At 67.9% G+C, this 22520-nt stretch carries 21 protein-coding genes; 7 read left to right on the forward strand and 14 right to left on the reverse strand.

From position 1 onward, the window contains the following. Positions 1-24 precede the first annotated feature (24 nt). Entirely contained in the window at positions 25-1266 is a 1242-nt protein-coding gene (locus AC6LJ2_RS07945; RefSeq protein ID WP_263912546.1) for an efflux RND transporter periplasmic adaptor subunit, read from the reverse strand. A gap of 326 nt (positions 1267-1592) precedes the next feature. On the opposite strand from AC6LJ2_RS07945, the gene AC6LJ2_RS07950 reads away from it, so the two are divergent. Together AC6LJ2_RS07950 and AC6LJ2_RS07955 are read left to right on the forward strand one after the other, a co-directional pair. After that, the gene (locus AC6LJ2_RS07950; protein ID WP_498151132.1) at positions 1593-2663 is read left to right on the forward strand and encodes a GlxA family transcriptional regulator; all 1071 of its coding nucleotides are present in this window, start codon (positions 1593-1595) and stop codon (positions 2661-2663) included. 145 nt (positions 2664-2808) lie between these two features. Next, positions 2809-4098 (forward strand): Glu/Leu/Phe/Val family dehydrogenase, encoded by a 1290-nt coding sequence (locus AC6LJ2_RS07955; RefSeq protein WP_263912548.1) that lies wholly within the window; start codon positions 2809-2811, stop codon positions 4096-4098. A gap of 172 nt (positions 4099-4270) precedes the next feature. Here AC6LJ2_RS07955 and AC6LJ2_RS07960 read toward each other — a convergent pair whose 3' ends face one another. The 6 genes from AC6LJ2_RS07960 to AC6LJ2_RS07985 all read right to left on the reverse strand — a co-directional run bounded on the left by AC6LJ2_RS07960 (position 4271) and on the right by AC6LJ2_RS07985 (position 8521). After that, entirely contained in the window at positions 4271-5092 is an 822-nt protein-coding gene (locus AC6LJ2_RS07960; RefSeq protein ID WP_263912549.1) for an RsiV family protein, read from the reverse strand. Positions 5093-5159: 67 nt separating this feature from the next. Further along, entirely contained in the window at positions 5160-5936 is a 777-nt protein-coding gene (locus AC6LJ2_RS07965; protein ID WP_445658848.1) for a lipoate--protein ligase family protein, read from the reverse strand. Continuing rightward, positions 5933-6208 (reverse strand): lipoate-protein ligase small subunit, encoded by a 276-nt coding sequence (gene lplB, locus AC6LJ2_RS07970; protein ID WP_263912551.1) that lies wholly within the window; start codon positions 6206-6208, stop codon positions 5933-5935. Before lplB ends, AC6LJ2_RS07965 begins: the two co-directional genes overlap by 4 nt. Positions 6209-6246: 38 nt before the next feature. Then, positions 6247-6729: a GNAT family N-acetyltransferase gene (locus AC6LJ2_RS07975; RefSeq protein WP_263912552.1), complete on the reverse strand. Its 483-nt coding sequence runs from the start codon at positions 6727-6729 to the stop codon at positions 6247-6249. Positions 6730-6741: 12 nt separating this feature from the next. Further along, positions 6742-7440: a glutathione S-transferase N-terminal domain-containing protein gene (locus AC6LJ2_RS07980; protein WP_263912553.1), complete on the reverse strand. Its 699-nt coding sequence runs from the start codon at positions 7438-7440 to the stop codon at positions 6742-6744. A gap of 175 nt (positions 7441-7615) precedes the next feature. After that, positions 7616-8521 carry a DMT family transporter gene (locus AC6LJ2_RS07985; protein ID WP_445658849.1) on the reverse strand — a complete coding sequence of 302 codons (906 nt, stop codon included), beginning with the start codon at positions 8519-8521 and terminating at the stop codon, positions 7616-7618. Positions 8522-8644: 123 nt separating this feature from the next. Here AC6LJ2_RS07985 and AC6LJ2_RS07990 point away from each other — a divergent pair, with 123 nt between their 5' ends. Then, a complete protein-coding gene (locus AC6LJ2_RS07990) occupies positions 8645-9112 on the forward strand; it encodes an Lrp/AsnC family transcriptional regulator (RefSeq protein WP_175194257.1) in 468 nt (155 codons plus the stop codon). Positions 9113-9194: 82 nt separating this feature from the next. Here the strand turns inward: AC6LJ2_RS07990 and AC6LJ2_RS07995 are convergent, their stop codons facing one another. The 4 genes from AC6LJ2_RS07995 to AC6LJ2_RS08010 form a co-directional block, all read right to left on the reverse strand. Further along, complete coding sequence (locus AC6LJ2_RS07995; RefSeq protein WP_263912555.1) at positions 9195-9689, reverse strand: glutathione peroxidase; 495 nt, start codon at positions 9687-9689, stop codon at positions 9195-9197. Positions 9690-9723: 34 nt separating this feature from the next. Next, positions 9724-10926, reverse strand: a complete 1203-nt coding sequence (locus AC6LJ2_RS08000; protein WP_263912556.1) for an MFS transporter — start codon at positions 10924-10926, stop codon at positions 9724-9726. Positions 10927-11101: 175 nt separating this feature from the next. After that, the gene (locus AC6LJ2_RS08005) at positions 11102-12304 is read right to left on the reverse strand and encodes a DUF1501 domain-containing protein (protein WP_498151133.1); all 1203 of its coding nucleotides are present in this window, start codon (positions 12302-12304) and stop codon (positions 11102-11104) included. A 23-nt stretch (positions 12305-12327) separates the two neighbouring features. After that, positions 12328-13896, reverse strand: coding sequence for a DUF1800 domain-containing protein (locus AC6LJ2_RS08010; RefSeq protein ID WP_498151134.1), 1569 nt, complete (start codon positions 13894-13896; stop codon positions 12328-12330). Positions 13897-14266: 370 nt separating this feature from the next. Between AC6LJ2_RS08010 and AC6LJ2_RS08015 the strand changes: the two genes are divergently transcribed. Continuing rightward, a complete protein-coding gene (locus AC6LJ2_RS08015; protein WP_263912559.1) occupies positions 14267-14602 on the forward strand; it encodes a hypothetical protein in 336 nt (111 codons plus the stop codon). A gap of 55 nt (positions 14603-14657) precedes the next feature. Here the strand turns inward: AC6LJ2_RS08015 and AC6LJ2_RS08020 are convergent, their stop codons facing one another. After that, the gene (locus AC6LJ2_RS08020) at positions 14658-15536 is read right to left on the reverse strand and encodes a LysR family transcriptional regulator (protein ID WP_498151135.1); all 879 of its coding nucleotides are present in this window, start codon (positions 15534-15536) and stop codon (positions 14658-14660) included. A 169-nt stretch (positions 15537-15705) separates the two neighbouring features. Here AC6LJ2_RS08020 and pdxA point away from each other — a divergent pair, with 169 nt between their 5' ends. After that, on the forward strand, positions 15706-16713 hold the full coding sequence (gene pdxA / locus AC6LJ2_RS08025; protein WP_498151145.1) for a 4-hydroxythreonine-4-phosphate dehydrogenase PdxA: 1008 nt from the start codon (positions 15706-15708) through the stop codon (positions 16711-16713). Between the two features lie 19 nt (positions 16714-16732). Further along, on the forward strand, positions 16733-17407 hold the full coding sequence (locus AC6LJ2_RS08030) for a beta/alpha barrel domain-containing protein (RefSeq protein WP_263912561.1): 675 nt from the start codon (positions 16733-16735) through the stop codon (positions 17405-17407). A 50-nt stretch (positions 17408-17457) separates the two neighbouring features. Here the strand turns inward: AC6LJ2_RS08030 and AC6LJ2_RS08035 are convergent, their stop codons facing one another. Then, entirely contained in the window at positions 17458-19152 is a 1695-nt protein-coding gene (locus tag AC6LJ2_RS08035; protein WP_498151136.1) for a methyl-accepting chemotaxis protein, read from the reverse strand. A 163-nt stretch (positions 19153-19315) separates the two neighbouring features. Next, positions 19316-20734 (reverse strand): deoxyribodipyrimidine photo-lyase, encoded by a 1419-nt coding sequence (gene phrB / locus AC6LJ2_RS08040; RefSeq protein ID WP_498151137.1) that lies wholly within the window; start codon positions 20732-20734, stop codon positions 19316-19318. A gap of 297 nt (positions 20735-21031) precedes the next feature. Here phrB and AC6LJ2_RS08045 point away from each other — a divergent pair, with 297 nt between their 5' ends. Next, positions 21032-22480, forward strand: coding sequence for a CoA transferase (locus tag AC6LJ2_RS08045; protein WP_498151146.1), 1449 nt, complete (start codon positions 21032-21034; stop codon positions 22478-22480). Positions 22481-22520: the final 40 nt, after the last annotated feature.

The following is a 22520-nucleotide window of genomic DNA, read 5'->3' on the forward strand; positions in this document are numbered from 1 at the left end:
TCCTTTGGGGCAACTGCCGCCGCATCACGAGGACGTGAATGTCGGCGTGCTGCGGGAAATGGGAGGGTTCGAGTTCGCCATTCCGGTCTGGCGGGAAGCCGCTGCCGGCGTGGCTTGCACCTTCGAGCCTGGAATGGCGAGTTGCTGACCGGCGACGACCACGCGATCGTCTGCAGCGAGCCCGGCTCGAACGACCCTGAGTCCGTCGACAAGCGGACCAAGCTCAATGGTCTTGACCAACACGGTGCCTTCGGCGGAAACGGTAAGGACCGTCTTGCGAGTCTGGTCCGTCTGGATGGCGGCATCGGGAATCAGCAAGGCAGGCACCCCGGGTCCGCTCGCCAATCTCATGTTTCCGAACAGGCCCGGTGTCAGAAACTGCTTGGGATTCTCGATCACCGCGCGCATCCGTATGGTCCCTGAGCGGGGATCGATTCCGTTATCGGTGAAGTCGAGCTTTCCGTGCCACGTGTAGTCCGGCTCATCCTGCAGGCGTACTTCGACCCGCGCTTGCGGGGCGCCCGGCTCTCGAGCGCGCATGGCTTTCAGGTACAGGGCTTCTGAGGCATCGAATGAAAAATAGATCGGGTCCAGTGCATTGATGGTGGTCATGTAGCTGCCATTGCCGGCCTCCGAGGCCACGACCAAGTTGCCAGGGTCGACCCGTCGGTCGGAAACCCTGCCGGCGATGGGCGAGCGAACTTCGGTGAACTCGAGCTCAAGCGATTTCAGGGCAACGCGAGCCTGCGCGGCGTCGACGTGTGCGGCGCCTGCCTGCACGCGCGCGCGCAACTGATCGATATCGCCCTTTGAAATTGCGCTGTCACCCACCAGCCGCTGCGCACGCGCAAGGTCGGCTCGAGCCAGGGCAAGCTCGCTCGTTGCGCTTGCCAGGCCCGCTTGCGCTTCCGCGCAAGCGGCTTTGTAGGGGCGGGGGTCAATGGAGAAAAGCAGTTGGCCTTGTTGGACGATTTCTCCGTCCTTGAAGTGAACCTCGACAATCTGCCCCGAGACCCGGGGGCGAACCTCCACCCGGCGACTCGCCTCAAAACGGCCGACATAGTCATCCCACTCGATCACGGTACGCTGGACCGGTGTTGCGATGGATACCGCGGGAAGCGCTTCAGGAGCCACCGCTTGCGATTCTTTGCCTGGCAGTAGAGACAAGATGCATGCTGCGGCGGTTGCGAGCCCCGCTGTCACGAGTGCGGCGCGCAGGATGACCGGCTTGGTTCCAGGGGGGCCGAGTGGGCGTTGGCGGGTCATGCGGCCGCACTCCCCGGGTCGTTGGACGTTGTGTGTGTCATGTGAGGTGTCGCCTTGAAAAATGACGCGAAGTCGTTGTGTGCTTTTGCAACGTACAGAGATTCTCCGGATTGCGGCCTTGCGGCAAAAGGACGTACTTCCCTCCTTTAGCGCCATATCGACTCTCCCACGGAAGCGATATGGATCCAGCGAATCGGGATGTCGTTTTTTGAGGGATATATGTCATTCAAGACATAGCGAATACGGTGCACCATAGACACGGGGCGACGCGGTGCCTCTGCCTCATGCGTGGCCTGGCCAGCTTTCGACCGCGATGAAAGGGAGTTATGAACCGGATGTCATCCCATGCGCCCCGCGCTTCGCGCGACGTCGCTTTTCTCGTATTTCCCGACTTTCAGATTCAGGATCTGACGGGGCCCTTGGCGGCCTTCGAGGTGGCCGGACGGCTATTGGGCGGGGCCTCGTACCATTGCCAGGTGATCTCGCTTGTCGAAGGGCCCGTTTCAAGTTCGTCCGGCCTGGAAGTGTCGACGCAAAAGGCCGGGTTTTCCGCCTATGACACCTTGATCGTGACGGGCGCAGGCCTGGGCGCATACCCTGATCAGGCGTTGCTCGAAACGTGCGGCTATTTGAAGCACCTGGTGGCCCAAGGCACACGTCGCGTCGCCAGCGTATGTACTGGCGCCTTTATCTTGGCGGCGAGCGGTCTGTTGGATGGCCGATGTGCCACGACGCATTGGCAATACGCCACCCGTCTTCAGCGGGAGTACCCGCGGGTGAAGGTGGATGGCGATCGGATCTTCACGAAAGAGGGCGGCATCTGGACATCCGCCGGCGTCACCACGGGAATCGACATGGCGTTGGCCATGATCGAAGAGGATTTCGGCACGGCGTTGTCCCATGCGGTGGCGCAGATGCTGGTGGTCTACCATCGTCGGCCCGGCGGACAGTCCCAATTTTCGGCCATTGCGGATATGGAGCCCGAGTCGGATCGAATCCGCAATGTGCTTACCTATATGCGTGAACACCTCGACCAGGCATTGTCGACGGAGCTGCTGGCTTCCATCGCCTGCTTGAGCCCGCGACAGTTCGGGCGCGCATTTCTTGCCGAAACGGGGGAGACGCCAGCCAAGGCTGTAGAGCGTCTGAGAGTCGAGGTGGCCAGGCAGCGCGTCGAGCGGGGCGCGGAACCCATTGAATTGATAGCGCAGAACATTGGCTTTGCTGATCCGGAACGGATGCGCAGGGCGTTCATTCGCATTCTCGGCCATCCGCCGCAGAGCATCCGGCGCATGGCGGCCCGGGACGCGTCTTCGTCCGTTCCCGGGCGGCAAGCCCGTGTGAACCAGCCGTTGGACAGGTCCCGCAGCCTGGACGCTGGCGTCTCGCAGGGCTAGGATAGGCGCAGCGTTTCGGCAGGCTCGGCAACGCTCGCGGTCTCCATGCGCATAAATGCGTCCCCAATTAAAATATTTATATTAAATATGGGGACGCATTATGGTTATGGATAAAATGGCGCAACTTTGTCAGGAGAGCATGTTCATGTCTCAAATTCCCACCCATGCCTTGCCGTCTTATCTGAATGCCGACGATCTCGGCCCCTGGGGTAATTACCTGCAACAAGTCGATCGGGTCACCCCGTACCTCGGCTCGCTGGCTCGCTGGGTCGAGACCCTGAAGCGCCCGAAGCGTTCGCTGATCGTCGATGTGCCGATCGAGCTGGACAACGGCAGCGTGGCCCACTTCGAAGGCTACCGCGTGCAGCACAACACCTCGCGCGGCCCCGGCAAGGGCGGCGTGCGCTTCCACCAGGACGTCACCCTGTCGGAAGTGATGGCGCTGGCCGCGTGGATGTCGGTCAAGAACGCCGCGGTGAACCTGCCCTACGGCGGCGCCAAGGGCGGCATCCGCGTCGACCCGCGCAAGCTGTCGCAGTCCGAACTCGAGCGCATGACGCGCCGCTACACCTCGGAAATCGGGGTCATCATCGGACCCTCCAAGGACATTCCCGCTCCTGACGTGAACACCAACGCCCAGACCATGGCCTGGATGATGGACACGTACTCCATGAACGAAGGCTCCACCGCCACCGGCGTGGTGACCGGCAAGCCGATCGCGCTGGGCGGCAGCCTGGGCCGCGTCGAGGCCACCGGCCGCGGCGTGTTCGTGGTCGGCTGCGAAGCGGCGCGCGACCTGAACATCGACGTGTCCAAGGCACGCGTGGTGGTGCAGGGCTTTGGCAACGTGGGTGGCACCGCCGCCCGCCTGTTCCACGAAGCCGGCGCCAAGGTCATCGCGGCGCAAGACCATACCGGCACGGTGCACAACCCGGCCGGCCTGGACGTGCACAAGCTGCTGTCGCACGTGTCGCAACATGGCGGCGTGGGCGGTTTCTCGGGCGGCCAGGCCCTGGACAAGGACGAATTCTGGACGCTCGAAACCGAATTCCTGATCCCGGCCGCGCTGGAAAGCCAGATCACCATCGACAACGCCGCCAAGGTGCGCGCCAAGATCGTGGTCGAAGGCGCCAACGGCCCGACCACCCCCGAAGCGGACGACATCCTGGCTGAACACGGCGTGTACGTGGTGCCGGACGTGCTGGCCAACGCCGGCGGCGTGACCGTGTCGTACTTCGAGTGGGTGCAGGACTTCTCCAGCTTCTTCTGGAGCGAAGACGAGATCAACCAGCGCCTGGAACGCATCATGCGCGAAGCCTACGCCTCGGTGGCGCAGGTGGCCAAAGAGCACAAGGTGACGCTGCGTACCGCTGCGTTCATCGTGGCTTGCACGCGCATCCTGCAAGCCCGCCAGGTGCGCGGCCTGTACCCGTAAGGTCTTCTTGCGCCGGGCCCGGGCCCGGCGCTGGAGGAGCAGTGAGGAAGACAAGCACGCCGCCCCGCAAGGGGCGGTTTGCATTGGTGCGAAGGTCGCCGGCCCGCCGTGACGAGGGCGCCGTTCATCGGGGGCGGCAATCCCGGCGACGGCCGCCCTGGTGGCGCCCGCGTCAGGACTTGGGCAGCAGTTCCGGCTTGAGGATGCCGCGCAGGTCGGCGTAGGGAATGCTCAGCTCGGGTTCGCCGTGGGAGTAGGGTGCGATGGAGTAGGCGTCGTACTTGACCACGATGCCATCGCGCGTGAGCGCGAAGTTGTCGCTTTCCTGGAACGGCCACATCTTGTTGTAGGCCGCCGGGTCGCGTTTGGCGTCGGCGTTGCCGGCCAGCCATTTGGCGTGGGCGCGCTGCAGCGCGGCGACGTACTCGCCGCGGCGGCCGGGGATCAGGGCTTCGTCCAGCGCCATGACGCGGCCGCGGCTGCGTTCCCAGTTCAGGTACTGGGTGGCGGGGATGCCGTGCGCGGCGCCCGTCAGGAACTGTTCGGTGTGCAGTTCGATGGACACGATGTCGCCCACGGTGTCCTTGACGCTGGCCTTGAAGTAGGTGGCGTCGCGCGGGCGGGCGGTGGACCAGAAGTACTGGGTGTATTCCGACAGCGTTTCATACGGGCCGCGGCGGTTGGCGTCGGTGCCGGTCATGTAGGCCAGCACGTGGTCGACCAGCGCGGTCAGCTTGGGGAGGCCGGGAAACGCCACGCTGTCGATTTCGATGCGGGGGCAGTCGCCCTTGCAGCCGGGTTTGTCCGACGACCACTTGATGCGTTCGGTGGACAGGTCGCCCACTTTCTCGGGCGTGGCCGAGGCCGACGCCGAGGCCGGCGAGTCCAGCGTGATGTTGGCGGGCGGCGAACTGCCGCAGCCGGCCAGCGCCAACAGGGCGGTGCCCAGGAACAGGGCGCTTAACCCGCCGCGAGGCGTAAAGGGGCGACGCATTGAACTACCTCCAGAAAGACCCGGCCGCGCCTTGCGGCGCGGCCGTCGAACGTAAACCCGGGGGCCGTCAGGGGACGACCGCGGTCCATTCGGGCGTGGAGAACTTTTCTGCGGCCTGGGCCTGGGCGTTCGCCAGCGTGGCGGCGCCCAGCTGGCCCGGCGTCAGGCGGTGCAGCCCGGCGAAGGTATCGACCATGCGCTGGATGATGACTTCGCGCGCCAGCCCGGTCTGGGTGCGCAGCGGGTCGACGCGCTTCTTGGCGCTGGTGGTGCCCTTGTCCGACAGTTTCTCGCGCCCGATGCGCAAGACTTCCACCATTTTATCGGCGTCGATGTCGTAGGACATGGTGACGTGATGCAGCACGGCACCGGCGCGGCGCGCCTGGGCGGCGCCGCCGATCTTGCCGATGTCGGAGGCGATGTCGTTCAGGGGCTGGTACCAGGCCTTGATGCCCAGGCCCTGCAAGGCCTGCAGCACCCAGGCGTCCAGGAAGGCGTAGGACTCCTGGAAGCTCATGCCGTGCACCAGCGCCTGCGGGGCGCTGAGCGAATAGGTGATGCTGTTGCCGGGTTCGATGAACATGGCGCCGCCGCCGCTGACGCGGCGCACGACCTCGATGCCGTGGCGCGCGGCGCCGTCGGGGTCGACTTCGTTCTTGAGCGATTGGAAACGGCCGATCACGACCGCGGGCGCCGACCATTCCCAGATGCGCAGGGTGGGCGGGCGCGTGCCGGCGCCGACTTCGTCGGTGATGACGGCGTCCAGCGCCATGTGCAGCGCGGGCGGCTGCGGCGCTTCGTGGATCAGTTGCCAGTCGTAGTCGTTCCAGTCGGTGCGGGTCATGCCAGGGCCCTCCGCAGCACCACGGCCACGGCCTCGGCCGAAAAGCCGAACATCTCGGTGTTGGCGGGCAGGGCCGACTGCACGGCCACCGCCAGTTCCAGCTCGCCGGCGTCCGCCGGCATGCCGTTCAGGCCGCTGTTGATGGCTTCCAGGGCCTCGGGCGGTTCCAGGAAAAAGTCGCCGCTGATGCGGACGTTGGCCAGGCGGCCGTCCTGGACTTCGAGGTCCGCGACGACCAGCTTGCCGCCGGGGACTTTGTATTCGCCGTGCATGGGGCGCTCCTTAGGTTGGCCTGGGCGCCGGGGGGGCGCTACAGGCTCAGTTTCATGCCGTCGTGGCTGGCCACGAAGCCCAGGCTTTCGTAGAAGCGGCGGGCGTCGGGCCGGGCGCGGTCGGTGGTCAGCTGCACCATGTCGCATCCCTGCGAACGGCACTGCGCGATGGCCCACTCGAACATGATGCGCCCCAGGCCCTGGCCGCGCGAGGACGAGGCGATACGCACGCTTTCGATCTGTCCGCGCCATTGGCCCAGCCGCGACAGGCCGGGTATGAACGATAACTGCAAACAGCCGACCAGGTGCGCATCGCGTTCGACCACCGCGAAGAACTGGTTCGGGTCCTGCTCGATGGCGGTAAAGGCAGAAGTGTAGCGGGGGTTCAGCGGAATGGAGGGATCTTCGCGCTTGGCCCCCAGTTCGTCGTCGGCCAGCATCGCAACGATGGCGGGCAGGTCGGCCAGCGTGGCGCGGCGAAAGTGCAGCGCGGCGCCGCGGTCGGTGGTGTCATCGGTCATGGCAGCGCCCGTTCAACGCACGTGCTGGGCGGTCTGGCCGAACAGGATGCGGCGCGATTCGTCGTCGCTGACCGACGGCGTGGTGTTGATGCGGTCCGCCAGGGCGTAGGCGCGCTGCGTGGCCGGACGCGCGGCAATGGCGTCGAACCAGCGCTTCAGGTGCGGGAAGTCGTTCAGGTCCTGGCCTTGCTTGGCGTGCGGCACGATCCAGGGGTAGGCGGCCATGTCGGCGATGGAATAGTCGCCGGCCACGAATTCGCGGTCGGCCAGGCGCTTGTTCAACACCCCGTACAGGCGGTTGGTTTCCTTGACGTAGCGGTCGATGGCGTAGGGAATGCGTTCGGGGGCATAGCCCGAGAAGTGGTGGTTCTGGCCGGCCATGGGGCCCAGGCCGCCCATCTGCCAGAACAGCCATTGCGACACGTCGGCACGGCCGCGCAGGTCGGCCGGCAGGAAGCGGCCGGTCTTTTCGGCCAGGTACTGCAGGATGGCGCCGGATTCGAACAGCGAGATCGGCGCGCCGCCATCGGCGGGCGCCTGGTCGACGATGGCCGGAATGCGGTTGTTGGGGGCGATGGCCAGGAAGTCGGGCTTGAACTGGTCGCCCTTGCCGATATTGATCGGATGAATCTGGTAAGGCAGGCCGGTTTCTTCCAGGAAGATCGTGATCTTGTGGCCGTTCGGCGTGGTCCAGTAATAGAGATCGATCATGCGGATTCCTTTCTTGTCTTGGCGCCGCCGGGCGGCGGATAGGAAAACCATGATAGCGGCGGGTGGGGCCGGCGTGGACGAATACCCCGAAGCCGGGTGCGGGTTTGTGCGCAGGGGGCCGCGGCTCGGCCCCGCCTGCCGGGACAGGCCGGGCCCGGGACAGCCTGCCTGGGGATCAGACCGCGCCCGGCTTGGCGCTGCCGGGAAGGCGCCATTGCCAGTTCAGGCTGACCCCGGCCGCCGCCAGGAAGATCAGCGCCACGCCCACGACCTGGGTGGCGTCCATGCGGTGGCCGTAGACCACCAGGTCGAGCAGGATGGCCACGGCGGGGTAGATGAAGCTGAGCGCGGCGGTGGACGTGGTGGGCAGCTTCTGGATGGCCGAGTACATCAGGATGTACATCAGGCAGGTGTGGATCACCCCCAGCGCCACCAGGTAACCCCATTGCAGCGGCGCGGCGGGCAGGGCGTTGAAGTCGGCCATGGGCAGCAGCATCACGGCGCCCAGCGTCACTTGCACCAGCGCCAGCACCTGTGGCGGGATGCCCTTCAGGCGCTTGACGATCACGGCGGTGACGCCATAGAGCGCCGCCGCGCCCAGGCCCAGCAGCAGGCCCGACAGGTAGGCCGCTCCGCCCGCGCCGGCCGTGTCGGTCAGGCGCAGTACCAGCAGCAATCCGGCAAAGGCCACCACCGACCAGGCCAGCTTGCCGCGGCTGGGGCGTTCGCCCAGGAACAGGGCGCCCAGGCCGATCAGGAAAAATGGCTGTACGTTGTAGACGGCGGTGGCCAGCGAGATCGAGGCCAGCCGGTAGGCCGAAAACAGCAGCACCCAGTTCAGCACCAGCGCCGCGCCCGCCGCCAGCGCCAGGCCCAGCGTGCGGGCCGTGAACAGCCCCGGCTTGAGCAGGCCGCGGGCCCAGCAATACAGGAACAGCGACAAGGCGCCGAAGACGCAGCGAAAGAACACGACGTTCCAGGCGCTTTGGCCGGATTCCAGGACGAACACGCCAAGCGTGCCCGACAGGGTCATGGCGGCGGCCATTTGCGCCAGGCCGAGGCGGTCGGAGGACGGGGACATGGGGAGGCTCCAGGGGCCTTGTGGGCCAGGGATTCGATGGAGAAATTATCCCAGGCCGATCGTCCGAGCTATATGATGTTGCTACGGCAGTTTTGTTTTTGAACCTTCATTTAGGTGGAATTTATGCAAAACGACCTAAAGAATGAAAGCCCGGTGCTGGATGGTATCGACCGTCGCCTGGTCGAGACCCTGACGGCCAACGCGCGCACCACCACGGCCGACCTGGCGCGCCAGGTCGGCATGTCCGCGCCCAGCGTGGCCGATCGCCTGCGGCGCCTGGAAGAATCTGGGGTGATCCGCGCCTACACGCTGGACGTCGATCCGGTGGCGCTGGGCTACACGCTGGAGGCGATCGTGCGGATCCGCCCGCTGCCCGGACAGTTGCGCCGGGTCGAGGGCCTGATCCAGGAGATTCCGGACTTCGTCGAATGCGACAAGGTCACGGGCGACGACTGCTTCATCGCGCGGCTGGTGCTGCGGTCGATCACGCACCTGGACGGCATCCTGGAACGCGTGACCGAATTCGCCGAAACCAACACCGCCATCGTCAAGTCGCACACGGTGCGCCGGCGCTTGCCGCCGCTGCGTTGAGGCGGGCCGTTGGCCGGGGCCGGCCAACTCGGGCGGGCGCTTTCCCCCTGCCATGCCGCGGCAGGGCGGCGCTCAACAGGCGTTACACGGCCGGCGCCGCCAGTGCGCGCACGATGTCGTCCTTCAAACCCGCGGGCGTATCGGTGGGGGCGTAGCGCTTGATGACCTGGCCGTCGCGGCCCACCAGGAACTTGGTGAAGTTCCACTTGATGCCCTCGGTGCCGAACACGCCGGGCTTTTCGCCTTTCAGCCAGCGGTACAGCGGGTGGGCATCGGCGCCGTTGACGTCGATCTTGGCGAACAGCGGGAAGGTGATGTCGTACTGGGTCGAGCAGAAATTCTGGATCTCGGCTTCGTCGCCGGGTTCCTGGTGGCCGAACTGGTCGCACGGAAAACCCAGCACGGTCAGGCCGTCATCGCGCAGGGCGCGGTACAGCTCTTCCAGCCCCGAGTATTGCGGCGTGAAGCCGCACTTGGAGGCCACGTTCACCACCAGCAGCACACGGCCGCGGTAGGCGTCCAGCGGTTGGTCGGCGCCGTGGATGTCGCGGGCCGAGAAATCGTAGATCGTGCTCATGGTGGGCTCCTGGGGTGTCGACGCCGCCGGGTGATCAGGCGTCGGAACGGGACGAGGCCAGTTCGCTGGCTTGCCGCGGCTGCGCCGTCCCGGCATGGCGTCCATAGTAGCGCGTGCCCCACAAGGTCAGCAGCAGCACGCTGGCGGCGAGGGCGGCCGACATCCAGGGCAGGTCGGTCAGCGGCAGGCCGTGGCCCAGCGCCAGGCTGCCCAGCCACGCGCCGCCCGCGTTGCCCAGGTTGAAGGCGCCCTGGTTCAGCGTCGACGCCAGGTTGGGCGCATCGGCCGCCTGGTCCACGATCAGGGTCTGCAGCAGCGGCACCACGGCAAAGCCCAGCGTGCCCCAGATGAACGTCATCACCAGCATCGGCGCCAGCGCGTGGATGGCCTGGCTGAGCGCCAGGAACACCAGCACCAGCCCCAGGAAAATGCGGCGCAGCGAGACTTCCAGGTTGCGGTCGCCCAGCTTGCCGCCCAGGGTGCTGCCCACCGTCAGGGCCACGCCGAACAGCAGCAGCACGCCGGTCACGCCGCGTTCGGACACGCCGGTGATGTCGCGCAGGATCGGCGCGATGTAGGTCAGTACGCAGAACAGCGAGGCCGACGCCAGCACGCTGGCCGCCAGCGGCCACAGCACGCGGATGTCGCGCAGCACCTTGAATTCACGCAGGATGTTGCCCGGCTGCATCGGGATGCGGCCCGGCAGCCACGCCGCCAGCGCCGCCACCGCGGCCAGGCCGATGCCGCTGACCACCCAGAAGGTGGAACGCCAGCCGGCCACCTGGCCCAGCGCGGTGCCCAGCGGCACGCCCAGCACATTGGCCAGCGTCAGGCCGGTGAACATCAGGGCGATGGCGCTGGACCGCTGGTTGCGCGGTACCAGGTCCGCCGCCACCACGGCGCCGATGCCGAAGAAGGCGCCGTGGCAGAAGGCGGTGAACACGCGCGCCGCCATCAGCAGCCCGTAGTTGGGCGCCAGCGCGCACAGCAGGTTGCCCAGCACGAAGGTGCTGGCCAGGCCGATCAGCGTGGCCTTGCGCGGCAGCTTGGCGGTGATGATGGCCATGATGGGCGCGCCGATCACCACGCCCATGGCGTAGCCGGTGATGAGCAGGCCGGCGATGTCGATGGTCACATCGAGGTCGGCGGCGACGTTGGGCAACAGGCCCATGATGACGAATTCGCTGGTGCCGATGCCGAAAGCGGCGGCGGCCAGCGCGAGCAGATGCAGGGGCATGGAAAACCGGAAAGGGGATGGCCGGGGCGCGGCATGCGGCGCGGGCGGCAAGGGGAACAAGTCCGTGATTTTAGGGCAGCCGGGCACGCGGGCCCGGGCAATGACCCGCCAATGATAGGGGCAAGGCCTTACAGGAAGGTGTCGGCGCACGCGCAGGAGCCATCCCGCAAGTGGGTCACACCAGCTTCAGATCCAGCGGCGCGATGCCGGGGAATATCTGCGCCAGGCGGGCCTTGTCCAGGCCGTACAGGCGCGAGAACAGGCCGGCGAACAGGGCGCGGTATTCGTTCAGGACGGGGTAGTCGCGGTCCTGGAACAGCGTGTTCTGCGCGACCTTGACCTGGCGGCCGGCGATGCGGCCGCCTTGTACGTTGCCGCCCAGCACCCAGTAGACCGTGCCGTGGCCGTGGTCGGTGCCCTTGTTGCCGTTTTCGCGGAAGGTGCGGCCGAATTCGCTGATGACCACCACTGTGGCCTGCTTCCAGGCCGGACCCATGGCATCGGCGTAGGCGGCCAGCGCGCGGCCCAGCTGGCCCAGCCGGTTGGCCAGCACGCCGGTGGCTGCGCCCTGGCCCACGTGGGTGTCCCAGCCGCCCACGTCGACAAAGCCCAGGTGGTAGCGGTCGCGCATGAAGCGGCCGATGCGGCGGGCTTCCTGTTCGAGCTTGCCGGCCGAGACGGCGTTGCCGTTGGCGGCCTGCATTTCCGCGTCGAGCTCTTCGCGCGCTGCGCCCATGATGCGCTGGCCCTCGGTGACCGAGGCGTCCAGGTCGGTGTGGCGGTACATGGACGCGATGACGCGGTTGTCGTCGTCGCTCAGGCGCGACTTGCGGCTGGCGCCGCCCAGGTCGATGTTGGGGACGCGTTCGTTGCCGCGGAAGATCTGCGGCACCTCCGACGTGAAGGCGGCCGACTGCGTGCCGCCGCTGCTCAGCGCGGCGGCCAGGCGGTTCAGGAAGCCCGAGCGAAAATCGCCGCCCTTGGCGCGGGCCGCGCCCTGGCCCAGTTCGATGCTGTTCTGCGTTTCGAAGTGGCTGCGGCTGAGGTCATCGGTGCCGGCGAAGGGCACGAAGGCCAGTTGCCGCTTCTGGTAGAACGGCATCAGGCTGTCGGCCAGCGCGGGATGCAGGGCCCAGCCGTCGGCCAGGGGCAGGGCGGCGTCCGCGCCGCTGCCGGGGCGGGCGATGGCGATGGACGGGCGCGATTCGTAATAGAAGTCGCTGCTGGCGGGCACCAGCAGGCTGGCGGCGTCGTAGGCGCCGCGCATGAAGACGACCAGCAGCTTGTTGCCGGCGGCGGCGGGGGCGGCGTAGAGGCGGCTGGCGCCGAAGGCCAGCGGCGCCGAGGCCATCAATTGCAGGATGCGGCGGCGATGCATGTCGGGACTCCTCGCGCCGCGGGTCAGCGGCGCATGAATTCTGGCGAGGCCAACAGGTAGGTGTTGGCGTCCTTGGGATTCTTGGCCTGGGCGATGGCCTGGCGGGTGGCGGGCGACAGGTGCGCGAACAGGCCATCGGCGCTGTGCTCGCGCAACAGGTCGGGCATGCGCGGCAGGTCCACCGGCCCCTTGTCGTCGCCTTCGCGATAGAAGGCCTGCGGCCCGGCGGCGATGGCGCGCGCCACTTCGAAGCGCGCGGTCATCTGGCCCGAACCGGCCCAGTCCGACTGCGCTTGTGGATAGCCATCGGGCGTCAGGCGCTGGTTCAGCGGCTGGCCCAATTGCCGCAGCAGGCCCATGCCGGGCCGCGTGTTGACGATGGGCGGCAGGTCGGCGTAAGCCAGGCGCAGCGCGGAATAGACGTAGTGCACCGGGTCCTTGAACACGCCGGTCTTGAGCGACCGCGCGAACTCGGGCGAGGTGAACAGCGTCTGCAACGTGGCGGCGATGTCGCCGTCCTGCGCCTGGAAGGTCTTGGCCATCCTGTCGATGACCGAGGCCGGTGGCGCGTCGCCCAGGAAGTAGACGGCCAGCTTGGTGCTGACAAAGCGCGCGGTGGCGGGGTGGCGCGCCAAGAGGTCGACGGCCTGGTCCACTTCGGCCATGCCGGCGCCGCGGATGGTGTGGCCCAGGAAGGTCTTGTCGCCGTAGTCGTGGCGCGCGGGGTTGAAGATGAAGAGCCCGTCTTGCACCAGTTGGCCGCGCAGTTCGGGCCGCAGGTTGGGCGTGCCTTGCGCATTGCGGATGCCCAGGCCGGTGAGGATGCGCGCCAGTTCCTGCACGTCGGCCTGGGTGTAGCCGCCCTTGACGCCCAGCGTGTGCAGCTCCATCAATTCACGGGCGTAGTTCTCGTTGATGTGGCCGGCGGCGTTCTGGGTGTTGTCCAGGTACACCAGCATGGCTGGCGAGCGCAGCGTGGCCGCCAGCAGGTCGCGGAACCTGCCCAGCGCATGCGGGCGGATGGCGCGTTCTTCGTACTGGTCGATGTAGGTGCCGATGTCGTTCTTGTCGGCATACACATTGAAGTGGTTCATCCAGAACCACGTCATCTGTTCCTGCAGCTGGTTGGGTGAATACAGGGCGCGGTAGAAGGCGCGGGTGGCGGTGTCGTCGGCACGTTGGCGCGCAATGGCGCGTGCGTCGCGCTGGGCGTCCTGCTTGGGGCCGGGGGCGGCGTCCTTGGCGTCCTGGCGGATCGCGCGCTGTTCGGCCAGGGCATCGTCGGCGCTTTGGCGCGAGATTGACAGCGCGTCGATGCGCTGTTGCACCGCGGGCGGCAGGCGGGCGTGCGGGTCGGGGTGCAATTGCGCTTGCAGGTAGCGCGCCGCGCCCAGTTCGCGCAGCCGCGCCAGGTCGGCGGGCGTGGCGCCCCAGGTGATGCGGTTGAGCAGGGCGGCGTCCTGCGCGGGGGCGTCGCGGGTGCTGGCGGGCGCGGGGTCCGCAGTGGCCGGCGCGGGGCCGGACGGGGCCGCCTGGACCGCCAGCGGCAGCAGCAGCGCCAGGGGCGCCAGACGGCGCCACAGCGGGCGCATGGGCAGGCGCAAATGCAGGAACAGACGCGGCGGGCGCCAATGCGGCAGTCGCAACGACGTCAGTCGACAATACGGCGCGTGCCAAAACGAGGAGCGCAAATACGGCATCAAGCGGGCACCTCTCTGGTGATCGATCAGGCCTGTCGTCAGCAGGTGTTCAGGTCCGGCGCACAACGTGCCGGCCCTTGGGCTGTGACAGGATATTCGCACCGGCATTCCCTTGCGCACGCCGCTTGAAACGCACGGAAACCGATCGTTTTGCCGGCCCGGTGCTATCCCTGCGCGCCGCGGGGCCATTGCTGCCGGCGTGGGCGGGCCGTCCTATCATGTGCCATCGCAGTCAGCGCATGCGGCGCAAAGGAGGCCGGTGATGCGGGAAATGATCGACCGATTGGAAGGAATGTTGGCCAAGGGCACGGACAACATGTTGTTGCGATTCTCGCTGGGCAAGGCCTATGCCGAACAGGACTGCTTTCGCGAAGCTGAGACGCACCTGCGCGCCTCGCTGGCATTCGATCCAGCGTATTCGGTGGCCTGGAAATGGCTGGGCAAGGCCTGCCTGGGCCTGGGCGACAAAGCCGGTGCGCGAGCCGCCTGGGAATCCGGCCTGCAAGCCGCGCAGGCGCGCGGCGACAAGCAGGTCGAAAAGGAACTGCTGGTGTTCATGAAGCGGCTGGACAAGGATGCGGCGGCCACGCAGCAGTGATGGCGTCACTACGCCCATCGCGTGCCCGCACAGGGCGAGTGGCCCCGGCGGCGCGTCAAGCCGTGTCGATGTCGCTGGCGGTGGCGACCAGCCATTGCTTCAGGGCCTGTAGCGCCGCCGCGGCCCCGGCGGGCGTGGCGCGCGGCTCGATCAGGCCATACTCGGACCCATCCGGCGCAAAGCCCAGGGGCGCGACCAGCCGCCCGGTGCGCAGATCGTCCAGCGCCAGGATGCGCGGGCTGAGCGCCACGCCCAGGCCGGCCGCGGCGGCTTCCACCATCAGGAAATGATGATCCAGGTGCCGCGTGCTGCGCGGCGCCGGGTGCGCCGACGCCTGCGCCAGCCAGTCGTCCCAGGCCTGCGGCCGGGTGCGTGAGGCCAGCGCCACGTAATGGCCTGATAGAAAGTCCGCCACCAGCGCGGGGGCCATGACCGGGCCCATGCTTTCGGGCATCAACCGCGTGACCGTCCATTCAGGGCGCACCGGGAAATCCAGCCGCCGCAGCGCCAGCGTGACCGAGTCGCGCGCAAAATCCAGCGCGCCGCCGCCCACCGACAGATGCAGGTCGATGTCGGGATGCCGGTCCTGGAAGGCCGACAGCCGCGGAATCAGCCAGCGCATGGCCACCGAACGTTCGCATGACAGCACCACGGGCCGCCTGGCGCCGCGGTCTTGCAGGGTGTCGATCGTGCCGTTGACCAGCGCCAGGGCGCGGTGCATGGACGAGGCCAGCAACTGGCCGGCGGCGGTGATGCGCAGGCCGCGGCCGGCGGGCTCGACCAGCACCAGGTCCAGGTCGTCGGCCAGCTTGGCCACGCGCCGGCTGACGGCGCCATGCGTCAGCGACAGTTCATCGGCGGCGGCGCGCATCGAGCCCAGGCGGGCCACGGCTTCGAAGGCGCGCAGGTCGTTCAGGGATGGGCGGCGGGTCATTGGTGAGTTTTTATCACGAATAAACGTCAGAAATCATGGATATTCCTGGCTGGTGATATGCATTTTAATCACCAATATGAACCGCGCCCCTGCAACCGTTTCCCCCGCCGTCGGCATCATTGCCGATGACCTGACCCGCACCGCCGATGGCGCGGGGCCTGGCCTGCCCATGGCCATCACGATGGGCGACCCCGCCGGCATCGGGCCGGAGATCGTTGCCAAGACGCTGCTGTTGCCTCGCTACGCCGAACGCTGCCTGGTCGTGGGCGACCCCGCCGTCATGGCCCGCGCGCTGGCGCCGCTGGGCGCTGCCCACCGCCTGCACGTCGTGCAGGACGTGGCCGATGCCGACCTGCGGGCCGACCGCCTGTGCCTGGTGCCGTCGTCCGCGCTGCATCCGTTGCCTTCGCTGGGGCGGGTGAACGCGGCGTGCGGCCGGGCGGCCTACCAGGCCGTCTGCGTGGCGATCGACCTGGCGCGGCAGGGCCGCGTGGCGGGCATGGTCACCGCGCCTGTCCACAAGGCCGCGCTGGCCGCGGCCGGCGTGCCGTACCCGGGCCACACCGAGATCCTGGCGGATCGCGGCGGCGCGCGGCGCGTGGCGATGATGCTGGCCAACGAGGCCATCGCCACGGTACTGGTGACCATCCATTGCTCGCTGCGCCAGGCAATCGAGCGTGCTGATTTCGAGGCGCAACTGTCGGCCCTGCGGCTGGCGCACGAAGGCGGCCGTGCCCTGGGCGTGGCCGCGCCGCGCGTGGCGGTGGCCGGCCTGAATCCCCATGCCGGCGAAGACGGGCTGTTCGGCGACGAAGAGGCGCGCATCATCCGGCCCGCCATCGACGCGGCGCGCCGCGAAGGCATCGACGCCAGTGGCCCCTGGCCCGGCGACACGGTCTTCATGCAGGCGCGGCAAGGGCGTTTCGACGTGGTGGTGGCGCAGTACCACGACCAGGGGTTGATCCCGGTGAAGTACCTGGGCCTGGAGCTGGGCGTGAACATCACGCTGGGCCTGCCTTTCGTGCGCACCAGTCCGGACCACGGCACGGCCTTCGACATCGCCGGGCAGGGCATTGCCGACCCGGCCAGCCTGCGCAGCGCCATCGACCGCGCTTTCCAATTGGCCGCGCACGCGCAGCGCTTGCACGCGGCGGCCAACCCTGCCGACAATATCTGACCCGGACCCCCACGCCATCATGCGAACCGACTTCATCTTCATGCTGACGCGCAACGACCGCACGGTCGACCATGCCGAGGCCTATCTGGACATTGCGCTGGGCTGCGGGGTGCGGCACATCGGCTTCAAGGACATCGGCCAGCCGCTGGCAACGCTGCGGCGCCTGCACCAACGCATCCGCGAGGCCGGCGCCAGCAGCTACCTGGAAGTGGTCTCGCAGGACCGCGAGAGCGAACTGGCATCGGTGCGCGCGGCGCGGGAACTGGACGTGGACTTCCTGCTGGGCGGCACGCATGTGGCGGATGCATTGCCGCTGCTGGCGGGGTCGCGTCTGCGCTATTACCCATTTCCCGGCCAGGTGCATGGACATCCCGGCATCCTGGGCGGTTCGCGCCAGGCGATCGCCCGCAGCGCGCGCCAGCTGGCGGACCTGCCCGGCGTGCATGGGCTGGATCTGCTGGCCTACCGCGCCGATGTCGATGTGCCGGCCCTGATCGCCGACGTGTGCCGCGTCGATGTGCCGGTGATCGTGGCGGGGTCGCTGGATTCGGCCGAACGCATCCAGCTGGCCTGCCGCGCGGGCGCGGCAGGCTTCACGGTCGGCACCGCGGCGCTGGACGGCAAGTTTCCCGCCGCCCGGGAAGGCTTGGCGGGGCAGTTGCAGGCGATTCTGGCGGCCGCGCAAGCCGCCTGAGCGATCGCGTGCAGATCGGGCCTGGCCGCGTGGCCGCCCGGCACGCTGACTCAAGAAATCCGCTGTTCAAGCAACGGCTGTGCCACGCGCTGCGGCGATGCGATAAGCGCCGCGGTCACCGGCGCAGCGGCACGCTTGGGCAGCACCGTCTGCGCGCCGGCAATGCGGAACACCTCGATCGCGTGACGCAGCTGCGCGCCGCGCGTGCGCAGGTTGTCGACCGCCAGGCTGGCCTGTTCGACGCGCACCGCATTGCGCTGCGCGGCATTGTCGGTTTCCGAGATCGTGCGGCTCACGTTGTCGATGCCGGTGTGCTGTTCGGTGGACGTGGCCGCGATCTCGTTGACGATCTGCGTCACCTGCTGCACCGAATCGACGATGTCCAGCATCGCCTCGCCGGCCCGTTCCACATGCCGCACGCCGTCTTCGACCTTGTGGTTCGAGGCCTCGATCAGTTCCTTGATCTCGCGCGCGGCGGTGGCGCTTTTCTGGGCCAGGCTGCGCACCTCGGCCGCGACCACCGCGAAGCCCTTGCCGGCCTCGCCCGCGCGGGCCGCTTCCACCGCGGCGTTGAGCGCCAGGATGTTGGTCTGGAACGCGATGCCGTCGATGATGCCGACGATCTCGGTGATGCGTGACGTGCTTTGCACGATGCCCTGCATGGCCGTCACCGCCTCGTTGACGACCTGGCCGCCGCGCTTGGCGACGTCAGACGCCTGGTTGGCCATCTGGTCGGCGCCGTGCGCATTGGTGGCCGTCTGCTTCACGGTGGACGCCAGCTGTTCCATGCTGGCCGCCGCTTCTTCCAGCGATGCCGCCTGGCGTTGCGTGTGGGCCGACAGGTCGGCGTTGCCATCGGCAATTTCGGCCGCTGACGTCAGCGCGCTTTCAATGCCCTGGTGCACGTCGCGCGTGATGCTGACCAGACTCTTGCGCATCACCTCCAGCGAGAATTTCAAGGCGCCGATCTCGTCGCGGATGCTGGCCGGCGGCAAGGGCGTGCTGAGATTGCCCGCGGCGATCTGGCGCGTGAAGTCGGTGGCGGTGACCAGCAGCCCGGTGATCGACCGCGCAAAGCCCCAGCCCGACGCGAAGATCAGCACCACGCCGCCGGCGAGCATGGCGCCGGCCAGCGCGATGTCTTCGGTGCTCATGCGGTCCAGCATGCCGTACAGGGCCACGCCGGCCGCGCCCAGGAACAGGCTGGACGCCAGCATGGCCCAGGCCAGCATGCGCGAGCGCACCCCGGTCAGGCGCCACAGTTTCAGGCATGCCAGCACGCCGCGGATGCCGGTGGGCTTGACCTGGCCGCGGCTGAGTTTGAATCCGCGCGCGGTGCCGTTGCGCAGGTGCGCGTAGGCGGCGTCGGCGGCCTCGACCTGCGTCCGCGTCGGCTTGACGCGCACCGAGGCATAACAGACCGTCTCGCCGCGTTCGATGATGGGCGTGACGTTGGCCAGCACCCAATAGAAGCCGCCGTCCTTGCGGCGGTTCTTGACCACGCCGGTCCAGGACTCGCCGCGCTGGATGGTGCGCCACAGGTCTTCGAACGCTTGCTCGGGCATGTCGGGATGGCGCACGATGTTGTGGGCCGCGCCCACAAGTTCATCGCGTGAAAAGCCGCTGACTTCGACGAACGCCGGATTGGCGTAGATGATGCGTCCGCGCGAGTCGGTGCGCGAAATCAGGTACTGCTCGTCGTGCAGCGTGTATTCCTTGTCGTAGACCGGCTGGTTGTTGCGCATGCGTCTGTCGTCCTGTGATGGGCGTGGCGAGGTGCTGCCGGATGATCCGGGACGGACGACATGACGGGCTTGATCTACATCAAGATATTTATAAGTTATTCGAAAAGTAAACGTGACCGTCGAAGCAGGGCCGTGCTGTGATGGACGGCTTTGATGCGCGCGGCTATGCCTTGGGCAGGTTGCCGAACGCTTCCAGCGCGCGCAGGCGGCTTTGCGCCAGGTCGACGATGGGCAGCGGATAGCCGGCCGCCGCGCGCTCCATGGGGCTGGGGTCGTGGATCGCCGAGTCGTCCAGGTGCGCCAGTTCGGGCAGCCATTCGCGCAGGAACACGCCGCGCGGATCGAACTTGCGAGACTGCGATAGGGGATTGAAGACGCGGAAGTAGGGCACCGAATCGGCGCCGGTGGAGGCGCTCCATTGCCAGCCGCCGTTATTGGCGGCCAGGTCGCCATCCACCAGGTGCGCCATGAACCAGGCTTCGCCCAGGCGCCAGTCGATCAGCAGGTTCTTGGACAGGAACATCGCCGTGACCATGCGCAGGCGGTTGTGCATCCAGCCCAGCGCCAGCAGCTGGCGCATGGCGGCGTCCACGATGGGCAGGCCGGTGCGGCCTTGCTGCCAGGCCTGCAGGTCTTCGGGCGCGTCGCGCCACGGGACCGCGGCGGTCTCGGGCTTCATGGGCTGGTGCATGGACAGCGTGGGGCAGGCGGCGAGCAGGTGCTGGTAGAACTCGCGCCACAGCAGTTCGTTGATCCAGGTGGCGGCGCCGACGTTGCCGCTTTCCAGCTCGCCGTGGTTGGCGGCCTGTGCTGCCCGCAATGCCTGGCCCGGGGACAGCACGCCGGCCGCCAGGTAGGGCGACAGGCAACTGGTGGCGGGCAGGCTGGGAAAATCGCGTTCGTCGCGGTAGGCGTCGATGACGCCGTCGGCGAAGGCGTCCAGCCGCTCGCTGGCCGCGTGTTCCCCGGCGGGCCACAGCGCGCGGATGGCGTCGCTGGCCGGGCCGTAGCCGTCGAACGTGTCGGGCAAGGGGTCCGGGCCCCAGGCCGGCGCCGTCTGCGCCTTGGGGGCGGCAATGGCGCGCAACGGGGCGCTGCGCAGGCGCTCGCGGCAAGCGCGCGCATAGGGGGTGTAGACGCGGTAGGTGTCGCCCTTGCCGGTCAGCACCGTGCCCGGCTTGAGCAGCGTCGCGCCGTGGTGCAGCGTCCAGTCCACGCCGGCCTCGGCCAGGCGCCACGACACCGTATCGTCGCGGCGGCGTTCGTTGACGGCCCATTCGGTATTGGCGTGCACCTGCTTGATCTCATGGTCGGCGCAGAACCCCAGCAGCGCGTCGGGCACCTCGTCCCAGGTGTCCACGGTCAGCAGCTTCAGGGGAATGCCCAGCCGGGCCAGGTCCTGCGACAGTTCGCGCAGGTTGCGCAGCCAGAAATCGACCTTGGCCGGCGCGTCGCCGTGCCGGCGCCATTGGCCGGGGGCCGCAATGAACAGGGCGGTGGCCGTGCCGTTGGCCGCGGCGGCGGCCAGGGCGGGGTTGTCGTGCAGGCGCAGGTCGGTGCGCAGCCAGATCAGCGTCTTCATGATGGGGCGGTCGGACGGAAAAACGCGCACGCCGGGCGGCGCGCCGCAAGGCAGGCATTCTATCTTGGGTCGAGGGCGCGGGCCGGGGACGATGCCACGCCGTGTAAAAACTACGAGTAGATGTGACCAAGGTGGGCTGCCCCGGGCGCGTCGACGGGCCACCGGTCCCGGGCCGCCGCCCCGGGAAAACGCCGCGCGCGGCCGTCAAACCATGAAACACGCTGGCGCTTTCCCTGTATTGACGCGGCTGGCGGGGCCGCCATGTAATCCACTTAACGCCAAAAGAAGATGAACGATATGGGACACCTGATGGATTTCCGCCCGTCCTTTCTCAAGGGACGCACACCCGCCAGCAAGACAACTCGCGAGGTCCTGCAACGCCTCTGGGGCGCATTCGACCTGCCCGACGAGTCGCTGCAACACGTGGTGCTGACCGGCGCGGAACCGGTGGTGCCATCGTCTTTCGCGGTGGGCACCGCGGCGCAGGCCAGCATCGCCGCGGCGGCGTTGGCCGCTGCCGAAATCTGGCAGTTGCGGGGCGGCGCCCGCCAGCAGGTCTCGGTGGACATGCTGCACGCGGCGCAGGAATGCCGCAGCCATTTCACGGTGAATGGCACTGCGCCGGATCCGCATGATCCCATCACCGGCGTCTACCGCTGCGGCGATGGCGGCTGGGTCCGCATCCACGCCAACTTCCCGCACCATCGCGACGGTGCGCTGGCGCTGTTGGGCTGTCCCACCGGCGAGGGCGCCACGCGGGCCGCCGTCGAACAGGCGCTGGGCCGCTGGCGCGCACAGGATTTCGAGCAGGTCGCCGCCGACGCCGGCTTGGTGGTCACCGCCATGCGCAGCTTCGACGAATGGGACCGCCATCCGCAGGGCCAGGCCATCGCGGCGCAGCCTCTCTTGACCATCGAACGCATTGGCGACGCCGATCCCCGGCCGCTGCCCAAATACGGCCAGGAGGCGCGTCCGCTGCAGGACATCCGCGTGCTGGACCTGACCCGCATCATCGCCGGGCCGGTGTGCGGGCGGGCGTTGGCCGCCTACGGCGCCGACGTGATGCTGGTGAATTCCCCGAATCTGCCCAATATCGGCAATCTCATCGACACCAGCCGCGGCAAGCTGTCGGTGCTGGCCGACCTGGACACGGCCGACGGCCGCATCGCGCTGGGCAACCTGCTGCGCAGCGCCCACATCTTCGTGCAGGGCTATCGTCCCGGCGGCATGGCCGCGCTGGGCTTCGGCCCGCAGGACGTCGCTCGCATCCGTCCGGGCATCGTCTACGTGTCGCTGTCGGCATATGGCCCGGTGGGCCCATGGGCCAACCGCCGCGGCTTCGATTCACTGGTGCAGACGGCCGCCGGCTTCAACCATGCCGAAGCGCAGGCCGCCGGCCAGGATGCGCCCAAGCCGCTGCCCATGCAGATCCTGGACCACGCGTCGGGCTATCTGATGGCGTTTGGCGCGCAGGTGGCGCTGGCGCGCCAGGCGACCGAAGGCGGCAGCTGGCACGTCAAAGTCTCGCTGGCCCAGACCGCGCACTGGCTGCGCACGCTGGGTCGCGTCGACGGCGGCCTGGACTGTGCCATGCCCGGGTTCAACGGCTTGCTGGAAACCACGCCGTCGGGCTTTGGCGAATTGGTGGCGGTGCGCCACGCGGCGCAGTTTTCCGACACGCCTGCGCGCTGGATCCGGCCTTCCTGCCCGCCCGGCACGCACCCGACGGTGTGGCCGTTCAATTGACCCGGCGCAGGTAGAAAGGGGGGCGTCAGCCCCCCTTTGT

It is taken from the genome of Achromobacter sp. 1014246743, assembly GCF_059760725.1.

Bases quoted from the DNA above. Each gene is read 5' to 3' on its own strand.
- AC6LJ2_RS07945 (WP_263912546.1), bottom strand. From the start codon at position 1,266: ATGACCCGCCAACGCCCACTCGGCCCCCCTGGAACCAAGCCGGTCATC.
- AC6LJ2_RS07950 (WP_498151132.1), top strand. From the start codon at position 1,593: ATGAACCGGATGTCATCCCATGCGCCCCGCGCTTCGCGCGACGTCGCT.
- AC6LJ2_RS07955 (WP_263912548.1), top strand. From the start codon at position 2,809: ATGTCTCAAATTCCCACCCATGCCTTGCCGTCTTATCTGAATGCCGAC.
- AC6LJ2_RS07960 (WP_263912549.1), bottom strand. From the start codon at position 5,092: ATGCGTCGCCCCTTTACGCCTCGCGGCGGGTTAAGCGCCCTGTTCCTG.
- AC6LJ2_RS07965 (WP_445658848.1), bottom strand. From the start codon at position 5,936: ATGACCCGCACCGACTGGAACGACTACGACTGGCAACTGATCCACGAA.
- lplB (WP_263912551.1), bottom strand. From the start codon at position 6,208: ATGCACGGCGAATACAAAGTCCCCGGCGGCAAGCTGGTCGTCGCGGAC.
- AC6LJ2_RS07975 (WP_263912552.1), bottom strand. From the start codon at position 6,729: ATGACCGATGACACCACCGACCGCGGCGCCGCGCTGCACTTTCGCCGC.
- AC6LJ2_RS07980 (WP_263912553.1), bottom strand. From the start codon at position 7,440: ATGATCGATCTCTATTACTGGACCACGCCGAACGGCCACAAGATCACG.
- AC6LJ2_RS07985 (WP_445658849.1), bottom strand. From the start codon at position 8,521: ATGTCCCCGTCCTCCGACCGCCTCGGCCTGGCGCAAATGGCCGCCGCC.
- AC6LJ2_RS07990 (WP_175194257.1), top strand. From the start codon at position 8,645: ATGCAAAACGACCTAAAGAATGAAAGCCCGGTGCTGGATGGTATCGAC.
- AC6LJ2_RS07995 (WP_263912555.1), bottom strand. From the start codon at position 9,689: ATGAGCACGATCTACGATTTCTCGGCCCGCGACATCCACGGCGCCGAC.
- AC6LJ2_RS08000 (WP_263912556.1), bottom strand. From the start codon at position 10,926: ATGCCCCTGCATCTGCTCGCGCTGGCCGCCGCCGCTTTCGGCATCGGC.
- AC6LJ2_RS08005 (WP_498151133.1), bottom strand. From the start codon at position 12,304: ATGCATCGCCGCCGCATCCTGCAATTGATGGCCTCGGCGCCGCTGGCC.
- AC6LJ2_RS08010 (WP_498151134.1), bottom strand. From the start codon at position 13,896: ATGCGCCCGCTGTGGCGCCGTCTGGCGCCCCTGGCGCTGCTGCTGCCG.
- AC6LJ2_RS08015 (WP_263912559.1), top strand. From the start codon at position 14,267: ATGCGGGAAATGATCGACCGATTGGAAGGAATGTTGGCCAAGGGCACG.
- AC6LJ2_RS08020 (WP_498151135.1), bottom strand. From the start codon at position 15,536: ATGACCCGCCGCCCATCCCTGAACGACCTGCGCGCCTTCGAAGCCGTG.
- pdxA (WP_498151145.1), top strand. From the start codon at position 15,706: ATGGCCATCACGATGGGCGACCCCGCCGGCATCGGGCCGGAGATCGTT.
- AC6LJ2_RS08030 (WP_263912561.1), top strand. From the start codon at position 16,733: ATGCGAACCGACTTCATCTTCATGCTGACGCGCAACGACCGCACGGTC.
- AC6LJ2_RS08035 (WP_498151136.1), bottom strand. From the start codon at position 19,152: ATGCGCAACAACCAGCCGGTCTACGACAAGGAATACACGCTGCACGAC.
- phrB (WP_498151137.1), bottom strand. From the start codon at position 20,734: ATGAAGACGCTGATCTGGCTGCGCACCGACCTGCGCCTGCACGACAAC.
- AC6LJ2_RS08045 (WP_498151146.1), top strand. From the start codon at position 21,032: ATGGGACACCTGATGGATTTCCGCCCGTCCTTTCTCAAGGGACGCACA.